The sequence below is a fragment of the Microcoleus sp. B5-D4 genome, assembly GCF_036705145.1.
In the GTDB taxonomy this organism is placed as follows: Bacteria; Cyanobacteriota; Cyanobacteriia; order Cyanobacteriales; family Microcoleaceae; genus Microcoleus.
The window spans coordinates 1-14,541 of record NZ_JAUBTV010000091.1 but is presented as its reverse complement, the minus strand read 5'-3'; the positions used below and the strand labels follow the sequence as shown (position 1 = coordinate 14,541).

The window sequence follows — 14,541 nt, the reverse complement described above, 5'->3', positions numbered from 1 at the left end:
AACAAACCCATTGCACACCAACCGTATAAAGGTGGTTAGTTGAGTACGAAAGATTCCTGGTAACGGGTGAACGGGACCGATCGTCGGTCCCGTTGAGGAGAGTGATGCACCGGTAGAGAGACCGTTCCGTTAAAGCATCCACTTGAATAGAGGAGGGATTCAGATGTCAGAGAAAAATAAAGCAATCTTAGAAGAGGCAAATGCGGCGAACGCTGCCGGCAACTATGAAGGATTCTTGTCATTCTGCACCGACGACACGCAATGGACGTTTGTAGGCGACAAGACCCTTAACGGAAAAGAAGCCGTTCGCCAATATATGGCAGAGACATACATAGAGCCGCCAAAGTTTACGGTCACCAACTTAATCGCTGAGGGTGATTTCGTCACGGCACTCGGCGACATCACACTGAAGGACGAAGACGGGAAGGCGGCTCATTACTCGTACTGCGATGTCTGGCGCTTTCGCGGCGACAAGATGGTCGAGTTAAGGGCTTTCGTCATCAAAACCTCGGTCTGACCTGCCGTCGTCGTTCACGTCGTTTTCAACCTGCTCACTATCCCGGTGATGGCAATCGCTGGCAGGGGCTGAGATGCGATCGGAGTTCAATTTTTGAAAGTCAATATTGATTGAAACAGGAGAAACAGAATGATACTGCAAGATAAAGTGGCTTTAGTGACTGGCGGAACATCAGGAATTGGTCGTGCAACCGCGATCGCTTATGCCCAACAACAAGCAAAGGTGGTGGTGGTGGGTCGTCGAATGGATGAAGGTGAAGAAACTATTCGATTGATCAAGGAAGCTGGCGGAGAGGCTATTTTTGTGCAAGCAGATGTCACGAAAGAAGCCGATGTTGAAGCAATGGTTGATAAAGCGGTGAGTGTTTTTGGTCGGTTAGATATTGCCTTTAATAATGCAGGAACTGTCGGTGAAAATCCCTCACTGATTGAGCAACCAGAAGCGGAATACGATCGCATGATGAACGTCAATGTCAAAGGCGTTTGGTTGTCAATGAAGTATGAAATCGCTCAGATGTTGAAACAGGGAAGTGGTTCGATCGTCAATACGGCATCTGCAAATGGAGTAGTTGCACTTCCTAGCGTACCCCTCTACACCGCGAGTAAACATGCGGTAGTAGGCTTAACAAAAGCTGCTGCGCTCCAATATGCCAAAGCGGGTATTCGCATCAATGTCGTTGCACCAGCAGCAATCGAAACAGATATGTTTGAAGCAGCTACAGGTGGGCAAGATGAAGCCAAAGCTTACATAACAGGACTTCACCCGATCGGACGAATTGGAACACCGCTTGAAGTTGCAAATGCAGTCCTGTTTTTATCATCTGACCTGGCATCGTTCGTAACAGGTGAAACGTTGATGGTAGATGGTGGGTATGTAGCGCAGTAGTCGAACGACAGTGCGAGATGACAACACTTGCAGGCAAAGTTGCACTGGTAACAGGTGGTTCTCGCGGTTTAGGAGCGGCGATCGTAGGGTATGCCAAAGGTGTCCAAGATTCCAAATCTGAGCGTCGAAGCTCAGTCGGAAGAAAATCAAAAACAGAGAGAATTGTACGATGAAAATACGCTACGGGTTTCGACAGGTCGGCGATGTCGAAGTGTTCTACCGTGAGGCGGGGTCAAGCGATGCGCCAGTAATACTGCTGTTGCACGGCTTTCCAACCGCTAGCCATATGTTCCGTGACCTGATCCCTCTCCTTGCTGATCGCTTTCGGCTCATCGCGCCCGATCTACCTGGTTTTGGGCAGACCAAGGCACCGTCACGCGGGACGTTCGACTACAGGTTCGACCGCCTTGCCGACGTAATCGAGGGCTTCGTCAATGCTTTGTCGCTCGATCGATACGTACTCTACATCTTCGATTACGGTGCGCCAGTAGGTTTGCGTTTGGCGATGCGCCATCCTGAACGGATATCTGCGATGGTCTCGCAGAACGGCAACGCTTACCTTGAGGGTTTCAGTGACGAATGGGGGCCATGGGAAGCCTATTGGCGCGAACCGAGCGCAGCGAACCGGGAAGCCTGCCGCTCCTCGCTCGCGCCAGACACAATCCGGAATTGGCAGTATGGCACCGGAGCCGATCCACACCTTTTGTCGCCCGACGGCTACGAACTCGACATCGCCTATATGGGGCGACCAGACGCGGAGGAGATCCAGCTTGATCTGATCCTCGACTACCGCAGTAACGTCGCGCTCTATCCAGCCTTCCAGTCCTACTTTCGTGAGCAACGTCCGCCGCTTCTCGCCGTCTGGGGTCGTCATGATCCGGCATTTCTGCCCGCTGGTGCTGCCGCTTATCAGCGAGATCTCCCGAATGCAGAGATTCACCTGCTCGACGCCGGACATTTCGCGCTGGAGACTCATGCAGAGGAGGTGGCAACGTTGATCCGCGCGTTCCTCGACAGAACGCTCGGTTCCACGCTGCGTCTTGAAGGTGATTGCACAAGAATCTGACAAAACATCCTAAGAATCTGAAAGAAACCGAGCATTAGGAGTCATTACACTCAGACTATGAAAACAGCAGATAGGAAGCAAAAACACATTCTTCGCGATAAGGGACATTCCATGAAACTCTATCATATGCCCGGTGCCTGTTCGGTGGCTGATCTCATCGTTCTTGAATGGATTGGTATGCCGCACGAAATCGTCAGGATGAGTCTTGAAAGCATCAAGTCACCAGACTATAGCTGTAGCCAATTAGGTTATGACACAGACTATAAGTCAAGATGGTCGCCGTAAAACAACCATCATTAATCACGTAACTAAAAAGGAGTTTGATCGTGCAGAAAATCACACTTGACACTATCACTGAAGCCGTCATTAATCATGGCGATCGTGGCAAATCTCACCCGCGACTGTATGAAATTTACACAAGCTTGGTTAAACATTTGCATGACTTTGTGGGTGAGGTGAAGCTGACTGAATCAGAATTGCAGCAGGGACGTAATTTTCTCAACCAGACAAGTCATCACACTCAGGAGATTCCCACTGGAGAGATCCATTTGTTGACGGATCTACTGGGAATTTCAGAGTTGGTAGAATTGCTGAACGATGCTCATCGCGGTACAGAAAGCAATTTAGAAGGACCCTTGTATGTGCCGAATGCACCAGAACGGCAGATGGGCGATCGCTTGGGTATTGATCCAGAAGGCGACACGCTTTTCCTGTCAGGCAGGGTTTTAGATTTGAACGGTCAACCGATCGCCAATGCTCTGATTGATGTTTGGCAACCCAATTCCCAAGGATTTTATGACATCCAAGAGCCATCTCAGCCGTTGGGGAACTTTCGGGGACGTTTCAAAACGAACAAGAGTGGAACGTATAGGTTTGAAACCGTGGTGCCACTAGGTTACAAAGTGCCAAGCAGTGGTCCATGTGGCGAGTTGCTGGGACTCTTGGGACGGCATCCCTGGCGGCCGGCTCACATCCATTTCAAACTCAGTGCTCCGGAGTACACTCCACTGACAACACAAATTTTTATTGCTGGCGATCCTCACCTGGATTCAGATACAACTTTTTCCGTGCGATCGGCGATCGTTCAATTGCAAAAGCACGAAGCACTAGACGAACTCAAGGCACACAATCAAAGTAAACCGTTTTACACGACTGAGTTTGATTTTGGGTTAAAACCCGCTACTCTCTAGCGGAGAATCATCAAGCAATGGTTGCACATTATGTCTACACCATCAATCCAGAACAATCTGCTAATTGGCATTTGGAAGTTAATTTCTGCAACTGCCATTTACACTGATGGAACGGTGACTCCAGACGTGTATGGAACTCATCCGGTTGGCTACATCACTTACACATCAGATGGTCACATGATGGTGATGTTTTCTAGGAGCGATCGCACACCGCTGAGTCAGGAGGTCAGATCACCGCTGACTCCCCAGATGCAATCTTTACCCGTGGAAGAGCTTGCTCAAGCATTTACAACATTCAATGCTTACGCTGGAACTTATACGTTGAGTGGCAACACAGTAACTCACCAGATCAAAATTGCATCAATTCCTAATCGCGTTGGTACAACGTTAGTTCGCACCTTTACTCTTAATGAGAGCCGACTAACGCTCGTGACGCCGCCAGTCTTGAGTGATGGTGTTGAAGCGGTTTTTGAGCTGCTGTGGGAACGATTATAGCAAGGGGAGTTCGTTGTCGATAACGAAGTAGAGGCAAGTACGATCACTTTTCACTCACTGAAAACGTCGCTGTCCTCAGTTATCTCGACGGACGAAACTGGCTCACTGGCGAACGATCGATTGCCGATCCCTACCTGTTCGTCATTCTGCGTTGGGCGATCAACACTCAGGTCGGACTACAAGGCTTTGAGAACCTGTCACGATTTGTAGACCGCATGAATCTCAATGCTGGTGTGCGTGCCGCGCTGGCTACCGAAGCAGAATCAAAGCCATCTTAGAGGCGGCAAACGCGGCGATCGCGCTTAGGCAACAATGAAGGATTCTTGTCGTTCTGAAGTGACGGTAGGCAATGGATGCTTGCCCCATCTTGAAGTCTGCTTAACACAGCAGTGTTAAGACGGTGCTCGATCGCTGCATCACAATTGTGATGCAACAGACAAAAACACATCATCAATTTACAACAGAGAAACCTCTCATGCCTTACATTACCGTTGGTCAAGAAAACTCTGCAACCATCGATCTCTACTACGAAGATCTTGGGACAGGACAACCAATTGTACTGATTCATGGATTTCCATTGAACGGACATTCCTGGGAGAAGCAGGTTCTAGTTTTACTGAACGCAGGATATCGAGTAATTACCTACGATCGCCGAGGATTTGGCAACTCCAGTCAGCCCTCATCTGGCTATGACTACGATACCTTCGCCGCCGATTTGAATACACTCATGACCAAGCTTGACTTGCAAAATACCGTGCTGGTCGGTTTCTCAATGGGAACAGGTGAAGTCACACGTTATCTTGGCAAATACGGCTCAGAGCGGGTGCAGAAAGCCGTGCTGATGGCTCCCGTTCCACCGTTTCTGTTAAAGACAGACGACAATCCAGAGGGTGTTGATCAAAGTGTCTTCGATGGCATTATGAAAGCGATTGTTGACGATCGTCCAGCCTACTTTTCTACATTCTTCCAGGGCTTCTTCAATGTAGATGTATTGTTGGGCGATCGCATCAGCAATGAAGCGATTCAAGCCAGTTGGAATGTAGCAGCAGGGGCTTCTGCTAAAGGGACTTTGGATTGTGTACCTTCCTGGCTCACCGATTTCCGCGATGATCTGCCCCGCATTGATGTGCCAACTCTGATTATTCATGGAGATAGCGATCGCATTCTGCCACTGGAGTCCACCGCAGCAAGACTTCCAAAACTGATTAAAAACAGTCAACTGGTTGTCATTCCTGGTGGACCACACGCGATCAACTGGACTCACGCTGATCAGGTCAATCCCGTGTTGCTGGACTTTCTTCAGCAGAAATAATCAGTGACCCTTTCTCCTCCGAAATTCACAGATCCTGAACTTGATCCGATTGTGTAATTGCAAACCTAAAAAACGTATGCTGATCCAAAAACTAAACGACTGTGAAGAAATTATCGCTGAAGATGGAACTGTTCTGCGCGAATTGCTTCATCCTGACAAACAAGATATCAACTTGCGTTACAGTTTGGCGCATGCGAGCTTGCCTGTTGGCGAAACTTCGATTCCCCATTCCCTAAAAACTTCTGAGGTTTATTACATCATTAGCGGTGTTGGCGAAATGTCAATCGATAGTGAAGTTTGTCGCATTGAACCAGGCGATGCGGTTTACATTCCTCCAAATGCAATCCAGTTCCTTCACAACTACGGCGACGAACCCATTGTTTTCGTTTGTCTAGTTGATCCAGCTTGGCGCAAAGAAGACGAAACGATTTATGCACCAGTCTGATTCATGCAAATCTCACTGCTAGGGATGATTGATCGCGATCTTAGGAAACCCAGCCATCGTTTTCAATCAATGTTCATTGAAACTCTCTAGGAGCCATCATGAGTAGTGCTGTAGTGAATGGCGCGTCCCATGTTGTGATGGTTGCCCATGCAGATGCTGTTGCCAAGCTCATCGATTGTGCTGCAACCGCGCTATAGACGAGGCATAAACGCATCCGGCTACAAGCATCTTCTCTAATTAGTAATTGAATCTAATGGCACTGACAGAAGGAGAAACAAAATGATACTTCAGGATAAGGTGTCCTTAGTCACTGGAGGAACAGCAGGAATTGGGCAAGCCACTGCGTTAGCGAAGCTTAACGAAGTTATCGCCTTTGGTGCTGCTGGCGCAAAAGTCGTGTTCTCAGGCAGACGCGACGCAGAAGGAGAAAAAACCGCAAAACTGATTCGTGAAACAGGTGCTGAATGTTTATATGTCCATTCAGATGCCTTGAATGAGAAAGAGATCAAAGCATTAGTGCAAAAGACCGTTGTAACCTACGAACGACTCGATTGTGCTTTCAACAATGTAGGCAATGAGGGACTCTTGAAACCCCTGCATGAACAATCGATCGAGGAGTTTGACAAACTCATGGAGATCAACGTCCGGGGACTGTTTCTGCGCATGGGATATGAAATTCAGCAGATGTTGTCTCAAGAATCGGCCGTAATTGTTAACAACTCCTCACTTGCAGGTTTGTTTGGACTGCCAGGAGGCTCTCCTTACAGCGCGAGTAAACATGCCGTTATGGGACTAACGCGATAGCGAAGCGCTGCTGCGAAGCGCAGATCGGCAGCACTGGATTATGCTAAGCAGGGCATCCGGATTAACGCGGTGAATCCTGGAAACATTGCGACTTAGGGTCTTAATCGTGTCTTTGAAAAATAGGGCGTGACGGCTGATGCTGTTACAGCTATGGTGCTGATGGGTCGCATTGCTCAGGCAGAAGAAGTCGCTCAAGTTGTTGTTTCCCTTTGCTCTGATGCTGCCAGCTACATCACTGGACAATCCTTAGTGATCGATGGCGGATACACAGCGAACTGACCCATTTCAAGAGAGAACAAGAGAGAACAGACGAGCTTGATTTTCAGATCACATTTACAAGGAGGGATTCTATGTCAACTTTTGTCTTAGTTCATGGCTCCTGGCATGATGGTTCTGCTTGGCAGGCAGTCATTGATCAACTAGAAGCAAAGGGACATCATGCTTTTGCGCCCACGATCGCTGGACATGGCAAAGGCGTGAACAAAAACGTCAACCATGCTCAATGTACGCAATCGATCGTCGATTACATTGTGAGTAAAGACTTAAACGATATCGTTCTAGTCGGACATAGTTTCGGTGGGACAATTATTGCCAAAGTTGCTGAAGCAATAAGCGATGGCTTCGCCGGCCAAAGGCAACGCATTCGACGACTCATCTTCTTCAATGCCTTTGTCCTCAATGATGGTGAAAGCCTCAACGATAACACCCCACCGCACTCTCAAGCGTTATCCGATCAGCTAGCGAGACAATCGGGCGATCATACGGTGATGCTACCTTTTGAGATTTGGCGAGAAGCGTTTATCAACGACGCTGACCTCGAACTAGCTCGATCCAGTTACGCACAATTATCACCTGAACCGTATCAACCGTGGCTTGACAAGTTAGACCTAAAGCAGTTTTACTCGCTGCCCATCCCCAAAAGCTACCTCTACTGTACAGAAGATAATGTCCTTCCTCAAGGCGATTGGGGTTGGCATCCCAGAATGTCTAGCCGCTTGGGACTATTTCGGTTCGTGCAAATGCCCGGTAGTCACGAGGTCATGTTTTCTAACCCGGTTGGTTTAGCAGAAAAGATTATTGTGGCAGGACGTGACTAGCAGCAGAATTTGCGATCGCCAACCCACTAATGTCGCCGTCATTCAACAAAAAATGACCTGAAAAGGAGAAATCATGACAACTACATACCATCACAGTGCTGCTTTTGATTATATTGTGATTGGCGCCGGTTCAGCAGGCTGCGTTGTTGCCAACCGTCTTACAGAAGACCCTAATACTAAAGTATTGCTGCTCGAAGCGGGTAGTCCTGATACCAAGCCAGAACTTCAAGTTCCCTCAGTGTGGGCTACTACACTCTTAGGCTCGGAAGTGGACTGGGCATACTTAACTGAAGGGGAACCTTACTTAAATAACCGCAAAATTTTATCTTCACGCGGTAAAGTCTTGGGCGGCAGCAGTTCGATTAATGGCATGATTTATATACGAGGCAATGAACGTGACTACAATAGCTGGCAAGCATTAGGTAATATTGGTTGGAGTTATCAGGATGTCTTGCCTTACTTCAAGAAATCGGAAAACCAGCAGCGAGGAGCATCGTTATTTCACGGGGTTGATGGACCACTTAGCATCACAGATCCACTCTCTCCTGCAAAAGTGTCGCAACGCTTTGTGGAAGCCGCGATCGCACAGGGCTATGAGCAAAATCCCGACTTTAATGGCGTACAGCAGGAAGGTGCAGGACTTTACCAAGTGACCGTGAAAGATGGCAAGCGCCAAAGTACAGCAGTGGCATTTCTGCGTCCGATTAAAGATCGTCCCAACTTGATTATTCAAACAGGAGCATTGGTGACTCGTTTACTCTTTGAGGGAAAGCGCGCGGTAGGGGTAGTGTATTTTCAAAACGGAACGGAGTATCAAGTTAGGGTCAACTCCGAAGTGATTTTGAGTGCTGGCGCCTTCGATTCTCCTAAACTGCTAATGCTTTCTGGAATTGGACCAGCTGAACATCTGCGGGCTTCCGGCATTCCTGTAGTTTTTGATTTGCCGGGTGTCGGCCAGAATCTTCAAGATCACCCACTTGCTGTTATTGCCTACCAGTCTACTCAGGACGTGCCCCTTGCGCCAAGTAGTAATGGGGGAGAGGCTGGGTTATTTCTGCATACCAACAATAATTTAGATGCGGCGCCTAATTTGCAATTTACAATTGTTCCGATTTTATATGTCGATCCTGCCTATGCACGTGAAGGTCCGGCATTCACCCTTCCCTTTTGCATCACCCGTCCCGAAAGTCGTGGTAGTGTAAGACTACGTTCCTCCTCCCCCTTCGACCCACCGTTGATTCGGGTCAACTATCTTCAGAAAGAATCTGACATGCAACTGATGGTTGAAGGACTTAAAATTTTGCGTCAAATAGTGTACTCCGATGCGTTTAATGAGTTTCGGGGTGAGGAAATTGCTCCAGGGAGTTCCGTGCAGAGCGACAAAGCAATCGAAGATTATATTCGGCAAACGTGCGGTACGGCATGGCATCCTGTTGGGACGTGCAAAATGGGTATTGATCAAATGGCGGTTGTCGATCCTCAACTCAAGGTACGGGGGATTGAAGGGTTACGAGTTGTTGATGCATCGATTATGCCAACTATGATCACAGGAAACACAAATGCATCGGCAATTATGATTGGAGAAAAGGGTGCCGATTTGATAAAAGTTGGAACAAAATTGCCTCAATGATGGTGAAAGCCTCAGAGATAAGCTGTTCGACATTTAAAGGAGGATAGTAGGGTGCGGAGCGTAAATAAGGGTTTCCCATGTATAGTCAGTGTTCTAGCTGACGCACTTTACCGGGAGGGTTAATGGCTTAAATGCGTAACAGCTTAGTATTCCGCCGCATCATCAAGCGTTATTTGGTAGTGCTTTTATGTAAAGGATGGAGGATAATACCTCTATGTCCAGTCTTTTGAGGAGTCTCATTATGAAACCCTATCTAATTTGTCCCACTTGTGGTTCTGACGATGTGATGAAAAATGGGATGACTCGTCGGGGAAAACAAAACCACAAATGTCGCGAATGTGGTCGGCAGTTTGTAGAAAATCCTCAGTGGACACCCAAAGACACCGACACTTTGGCAAAAATTGAGTTACTTCTGTTGGAGCGGATTTCCCTGGCTGGTATTGCCCGAGTCATGGGCGTTTCCTCTCTTCTGGCTCCAAAATTATGTGAACCACTTGTACGGTGCAATAGAAGTCAAAGCCACAGTCATTCCGAAAGAAATTGGGAAACACACAGTCCAAATGGATGAACTCTGGTCTTTTGTAGACGTCAAAGGGAATAAACAATGGGTCTGGTTAGCAATGGATAGCAAGACTCGGGAAGTGATCGGATGTCATATTGGAGACCGCTCCTCGAAATCGGCTCTTGCATTATGGGATTCACTACCAAGTGTCTATCGCCAATGTGCCAAGATTTATACCGATCACTGGGAAGCCTATGCCGTAGTTTTACCAAGTAAAAGGCATAAGTCCGTCGGCAAGGAAAGCGGATTAACCAGTTACATTGAACGATTGAACAATACTCTCAGGCAACGAATTTCGCGATTAGTCAGGAAGACGTTATCGTTTTCTAAAAAATTGGAGAATCACAAGGGTGCTATTTGGAACTTCATTCATGACTACAATCACCAAATCCGATTAGGAATGCTGAAAGTTCAACCGCCTCAATTTTCTCCATCCTTTACATAAAAGCACTACCCGTTATTTGACTCCCTAGCTAGAGAATCGGACGATCATACGATGGTGATGCCGTTTGAGATGTGGCGAGAAGTGCTTCTCAATGATGCTGACCTCGAACTAGCTCGATCCAGTTACGCACGATTATCACCTGAACCGTATCAACCGTGGCTTGACAAGTTAGACCTAAAGCAGTTTTACTCGCTGCCCATCCCCAAAAGCTACCTCTACTGTCTGACGGGGCGACAGGTCGCCTGAAGAGCAGACAGGGAGGGCACTCTAGACAAATAGCATGAAAAAAGATAGGGTAAGAAAGCTTCTTACCCAAAAACAATTAAATGATACCAAAATTATATCATGCCCATTTGTCAAAAAAGCTGACACATTCTAATTACTTATTGACAATTTTATTTATTCAAGTAGTGCAATCGATTAAAAAAGTCACGTTAGAAAGCATGGCGACAAAACTAGCGATTCCCATTAAATTTGAAAGTAGAAGAAAAAAGATTCAGAGATTTTTATCGGAGGATGAATGGACTATAGATAATATTTGGTTGTCACTGGTTATTGATTGGATTAAAGGTAGTGTTAAACAGAAGAAGGTTGTATATTTAGCAATAGACCGAACCAATGGCAATCAAATAATATTTTGATGGTCAGCATGATTTGGCGAAAAAGAGCTATAGCAAAACCATTTGATTTGTAAACAATCGATTCAATGATCACAAGCGTTTCAGGTGGTTCTACATTCATGACTCAAATAGACTTGCTATATTCCTATTTATTGGAAAATGCTTGACAAACAAGGGAACAGCACATTAGAAAATCAACAATTCGTATTAACGCCAGTATTCGATGCCTTATCAGATTATAAATTGATCGTGTTAGGAGATCGTGAATTTTGTAGTGTTACCCTCGGAAATTGGCTGAGGGAGAAGAAAGTAGATTTCTGTTTACGACTAAAAAAGAATGTTTGTATCAAGATTGAAGAGGAGTTATGGGCTGAACTAAAAATGCTAGGATTAGAGCCAGAAAATAGCTTTTTCAATCAAGAAGTAACAATCAGAAAAACTGCACCCATTACGGGGTTTAATCTAGCAGGTAAGTGGCTGGGTAAATATCGAAATATTACTACAAAAGAACCTTGGTATATTCTGACAAGCTTGGCAGATATACAAGCCGCAGTTGATGCTTATGCAAAAAGATTTGGAATTGAAGAGATGTTCAGAGACTTTAAGGGTGGAGGATATAACCTAGAAAGGACTAATCTCACAGGTGAGCGACTGAGTAAATTATTAGTTTTGTTATCACTAGCATACTTGAAGAGTATAATTCAAGGGATAAAAATTAAGTCAAAGCAAGTTCAAGAATATCTAAGTAGAAAAACAGAAAATTATAGAAAATATGCACGTCATAGCACTTTTTATATTGGACTTTGGGGTGAATCATGGGTCGATTCGATGTTTAGTAATTGGCAGGTTGTTGTTGAATTAATGTCTTTGTCTCCACATAAACTACCTAATTATCAACAAGGAATAAGAGCTATGAGGCTTATTCTATCAGCGTTATAAGCGACTTGTCGCCCCGACAGCTCTACTGTACAGAAGATAATGTCCTTCCTCAAGGCGATTGGGGTTGGCATCCCAGAATGTCTAGCCACTTGGGGCTATTTCGGTTCGTGCAAATGTCCCGTAGTCATGAGGTGATGTTTTACAACCCGGTCGGCTTGGCAGAAAAGATGATTGCGGCAGGGCGCGACTAGCTGATGGTTGAGATGAACAACAGACAATCGCTTATCCCCGAAACAAGGGCGCTAACCGATCAGAATTTGACCAATCATCGTCAGAATTTGACCAATCATCGTAGGAATCTGAAAGCAATCAAGCATTGGTACTGTCTATACTTCAGATCAAACAAACGGAATTAGCCGGCAACGCTTGCTGCTCCAGTAAGTTCATAGCGATCAAACGCAGCAGTGCATCTTCGTGCTGTTGTGTTCCTAAACTGCCAAAACAATTAGATAAGAAATCCCAAAACGAGGCGCTTATGAATTCACAAACAACTCAAAATCAACTCACCAGTCCTGCTGACGAGTCAGCAATCCGTGCTTTCCATCACCAGATGATTGATGCTTAGAATCGAGGCAGCGGTGAAGACTTCGCTGCTCCGTTCAGCGAAACTGCCGATTTCATCGCCTTCGAGGGAACGCATCTCAAGGGTCGAAAAGCGATCGCTGCATTTAATCAGCAAGCTTTCGATACGGTTGTCAAAGAAACACACCTAGAGGGTGAGGTGAATTTCGTCCACTTCCTGAATCCTCAACTTGCTCTCATGAACGGAGTTGTCAGGGTAATGCTGCCCGGACAACCCAAAACTTCACCGTCACGAGATTCGATGCAGCTATTCGTCGTGATGAAACGCGATCAAGATTGGCGGATTGAATGGCTACTCAATGCCCGGAAGTTGACGCTAGAACGTCAATTCTTCTTGGACGAGTTTGACTCGCTGAGTGAAGAGGCTCAACGTCAAGTAACCGACCTCGTTGCAGGTCTCAAAGCGAGTGGAGTAATCACTTCGACGCAGATTGATGCGAAATAAAACCAATCTCCATCAGGAGGACAATCATGAAACCTCAACTCATTTTCGGAGGACTAATGATCGCAACAGGATTGCTCGGAGGTTCATTCACTTATCCCGCGATAGCGAAGCGCTGCTGCGAAGCGCAGATCGCACACAGCATTCCTCCACAACAAACCTCCCCCATTCTGATCGCCACTGCCTACACTGATTTAACCTTACCTACGTTGCACCAAGGTGATCGCGGCAGAGACGTGCAATTGTTACAGCGCATTCTTCAAGACAATGGCTTTTTAGGAGCCGCAGGTGTGAGGTTAGGCAATCCAAGAGGGGCGCTCGTCGATGGCATCTTTGGTGCGGTCACAGCGTCTGCGATACGCGATCTCCAGGGACGATACAGAATCCCAGTTACAGGGCGAGTCAATCCAACCACCTGGGAGGTCCTGGATATGCACGAAAACCCCTATCGATCGCCGCTTCCCTGGAAACAACAGAACATTACACAACCACAAGCCACAGGAGATTTCTAATGAACCGAAAGATTCTTTCAACCAAAATCACAACTACAACCACAATCGCAATCACAATTCTGTTCGGCGTACTCCTACTGTTCAATTTTCCATCCCTGGCTCAAGTCAGTTCACAAGTGATTCCCAGAATCGAAGTGATCGAAAGTTCTGAAGGGATTCCACCCAGCTACCGTTTAGTCATTAGCCGGTCTCAGGACAATGTTTATGTCTTCTGTCCCACTAACTTCGAGCCAGAGTTGAACTATTTGCGAAATGTGAAGGCGATTCAATGTAAGCCGTTTACCAGTCCTTAGAAGTAAACCAGTACGGAGTAACGGACAACCATTTTTACAAACGGCAGTTATACAACGCGGTAAGCAAACAAGGAGCATCTCCAAAAATGGTTAAAGGTAGGTTAGAGGCATTCAGTGATGGGGTAATTGCTATTATTATCACCATTATGGTACTGGAGTTAAAAACACCTCATGAGTCAGATTTAGCTGCACTACGTCAGTTGATTCCAACCTTTCTAAGCTATGTGTTGAGTTTCGTGCATATTGGTATCTACTGGAACAATCACCATCACCTGTTTCAGGCAGTCCGACAAGTGAATGGTTCAACTTTGTGGGCAAACCTACATTTGTTGTTCTGGTTATCATTAGTTCCCTTTGTCACCGCATGGATGGGTGAAAATCACTTTGCTGCGTTGCCTGTGGCGCTTTATGGTGTGGTTCTATTGTTGGCTGCGATCGCCTACTTCACTCTGACCCGCACACTTGTTTCTCACCACGGTCAAGATTCCACACTTGCAAATGCTCTTGGTCGAAATTTTAAAGGCAAGTCATCGGTATTGATTTATGCAGTTACAATTCCACTTGCTTTTGCAATCCCTTGGCTTGCATGTGCATTATAAGTAGTTAAACAAAATTAATTACATAAATGACTAATATGATATAATAAGAATATTAAGTATATTTAAAGAGGTTTTATATGTTTTTACTTCGAGATATTAATCCACT

General features: G+C 46.2%; 16 protein-coding genes and 2 pseudogenes. All 18 read left to right on the top strand.

The annotated features are described in order from the left end of the window. Positions 1–163 precede the first annotated feature (163 nt). The 18 genes and pseudogenes from QUB10_RS28630 (at position 164) to QUB10_RS28545 (ending at position 14,435) form a co-directional block, all read left to right on the top strand. The gene (locus QUB10_RS28630; protein ID WP_333206616.1) at positions 164–517 is read left to right on the top strand and encodes a nuclear transport factor 2 family protein; all 354 of its coding nucleotides are present in this window, start codon (positions 164–166) and stop codon (positions 515–517) included. A gap of 129 nt (positions 518–646) precedes the next feature. Then, on the top strand, positions 647–1,402 hold the full coding sequence (locus QUB10_RS28625; RefSeq protein ID WP_333206615.1) for an SDR family oxidoreductase: 756 nt from the start codon (positions 647–649) through the stop codon (positions 1,400–1,402). Between the two features lie 169 nt (positions 1,403–1,571). Further along, positions 1,572–2,468, top strand: coding sequence for an alpha/beta hydrolase (locus tag QUB10_RS28620; protein ID WP_333206614.1), 897 nt, complete (start codon positions 1,572–1,574; stop codon positions 2,466–2,468). A 57-nt stretch (positions 2,469–2,525) separates the two neighbouring features. Next, the gene (locus tag QUB10_RS28615; protein ID WP_333206613.1) at positions 2,526–2,753 is read left to right on the top strand and encodes a hypothetical protein; all 228 of its coding nucleotides are present in this window, start codon (positions 2,526–2,528) and stop codon (positions 2,751–2,753) included. 41 nt (positions 2,754–2,794) lie between these two features. Beyond that, a complete protein-coding gene (locus QUB10_RS28610) occupies positions 2,795–3,658 on the top strand; it encodes a dioxygenase family protein (RefSeq protein ID WP_333206612.1) in 864 nt (287 codons plus the stop codon). Positions 3,659–3,688: 30 nt separating this feature from the next. Continuing rightward, positions 3,689–4,153, top strand: a complete 465-nt coding sequence (locus QUB10_RS28605; protein ID WP_333206611.1) for a lipocalin-like domain-containing protein — start codon at positions 3,689–3,691, stop codon at positions 4,151–4,153. A 475-nt stretch (positions 4,154–4,628) separates the two neighbouring features. Next, positions 4,629–5,465 (top strand): alpha/beta hydrolase, encoded by an 837-nt coding sequence (locus QUB10_RS28600; protein WP_333206610.1) that lies wholly within the window; start codon positions 4,629–4,631, stop codon positions 5,463–5,465. A 76-nt stretch (positions 5,466–5,541) separates the two neighbouring features. Further along, positions 5,542–5,910: a cupin domain-containing protein gene (locus QUB10_RS28595; RefSeq protein ID WP_333206609.1), complete on the top strand. Its 369-nt coding sequence runs from the start codon at positions 5,542–5,544 to the stop codon at positions 5,908–5,910. Positions 5,911–6,189: 279 nt separating this feature from the next. Beyond that, a pseudogene (locus QUB10_RS28590) lies at positions 6,190–6,993 on the top strand (SDR family oxidoreductase). 71 nt (positions 6,994–7,064) lie between these two features. Next, positions 7,065–7,811: an alpha/beta hydrolase gene (locus QUB10_RS28585; RefSeq protein WP_333206608.1), complete on the top strand. Its 747-nt coding sequence runs from the start codon at positions 7,065–7,067 to the stop codon at positions 7,809–7,811. A gap of 73 nt (positions 7,812–7,884) precedes the next feature. Continuing rightward, complete coding sequence (locus tag QUB10_RS28580; protein WP_333206607.1) at positions 7,885–9,441, top strand: GMC family oxidoreductase N-terminal domain-containing protein; 1,557 nt, start codon at positions 7,885–7,887, stop codon at positions 9,439–9,441. A 241-nt stretch (positions 9,442–9,682) separates the two neighbouring features. Continuing rightward, a protein-coding gene (locus tag QUB10_RS28575; RefSeq protein ID WP_445300809.1) for an IS1 family transposase occupies positions 9,683–10,448 on the top strand; the annotation gives its coding sequence in 2 pieces (ribosomal slippage) (positions 9,683–9,904 and positions 9,906–10,448; 765 coding nt in all). 326 nt (positions 10,449–10,774) lie between these two features. Beyond that, a complete protein-coding gene (locus QUB10_RS28570) occupies positions 10,775–11,089 on the top strand; it encodes a hypothetical protein (protein WP_333206605.1) in 315 nt (104 codons plus the stop codon). 120 nt (positions 11,090–11,209) lie between these two features. Beyond that, a complete protein-coding gene (locus tag QUB10_RS28565; RefSeq protein WP_333206632.1) occupies positions 11,210–12,007 on the top strand; it encodes an IS4 family transposase in 798 nt (265 codons plus the stop codon). Positions 12,008–12,590: 583 nt separating this feature from the next. Continuing rightward, positions 12,591–13,034, top strand: a pseudogene (locus QUB10_RS28560) (SgcJ/EcaC family oxidoreductase); the annotation flags it as partial. Positions 13,035–13,060: 26 nt separating this feature from the next. Beyond that, positions 13,061–13,543, top strand: a complete 483-nt coding sequence (locus QUB10_RS28555) for a peptidoglycan-binding domain-containing protein (protein WP_333206604.1) — start codon at positions 13,061–13,063, stop codon at positions 13,541–13,543. After that, the gene (locus QUB10_RS28550) at positions 13,543–13,836 is read left to right on the top strand and encodes a hypothetical protein (protein WP_333206603.1); all 294 of its coding nucleotides are present in this window, start codon (positions 13,543–13,545) and stop codon (positions 13,834–13,836) included. The genes QUB10_RS28555 and QUB10_RS28550 overlap by 1 nt, the downstream gene beginning before the upstream one ends. A gap of 86 nt (positions 13,837–13,922) precedes the next feature. Further along, positions 13,923–14,435 carry a TMEM175 family protein gene (locus tag QUB10_RS28545; RefSeq protein ID WP_333206602.1) on the top strand — a complete coding sequence of 171 codons (513 nt, stop codon included), beginning with the start codon at positions 13,923–13,925 and terminating at the stop codon, positions 14,433–14,435. Positions 14,436–14,541: the final 106 nt, after the last annotated feature.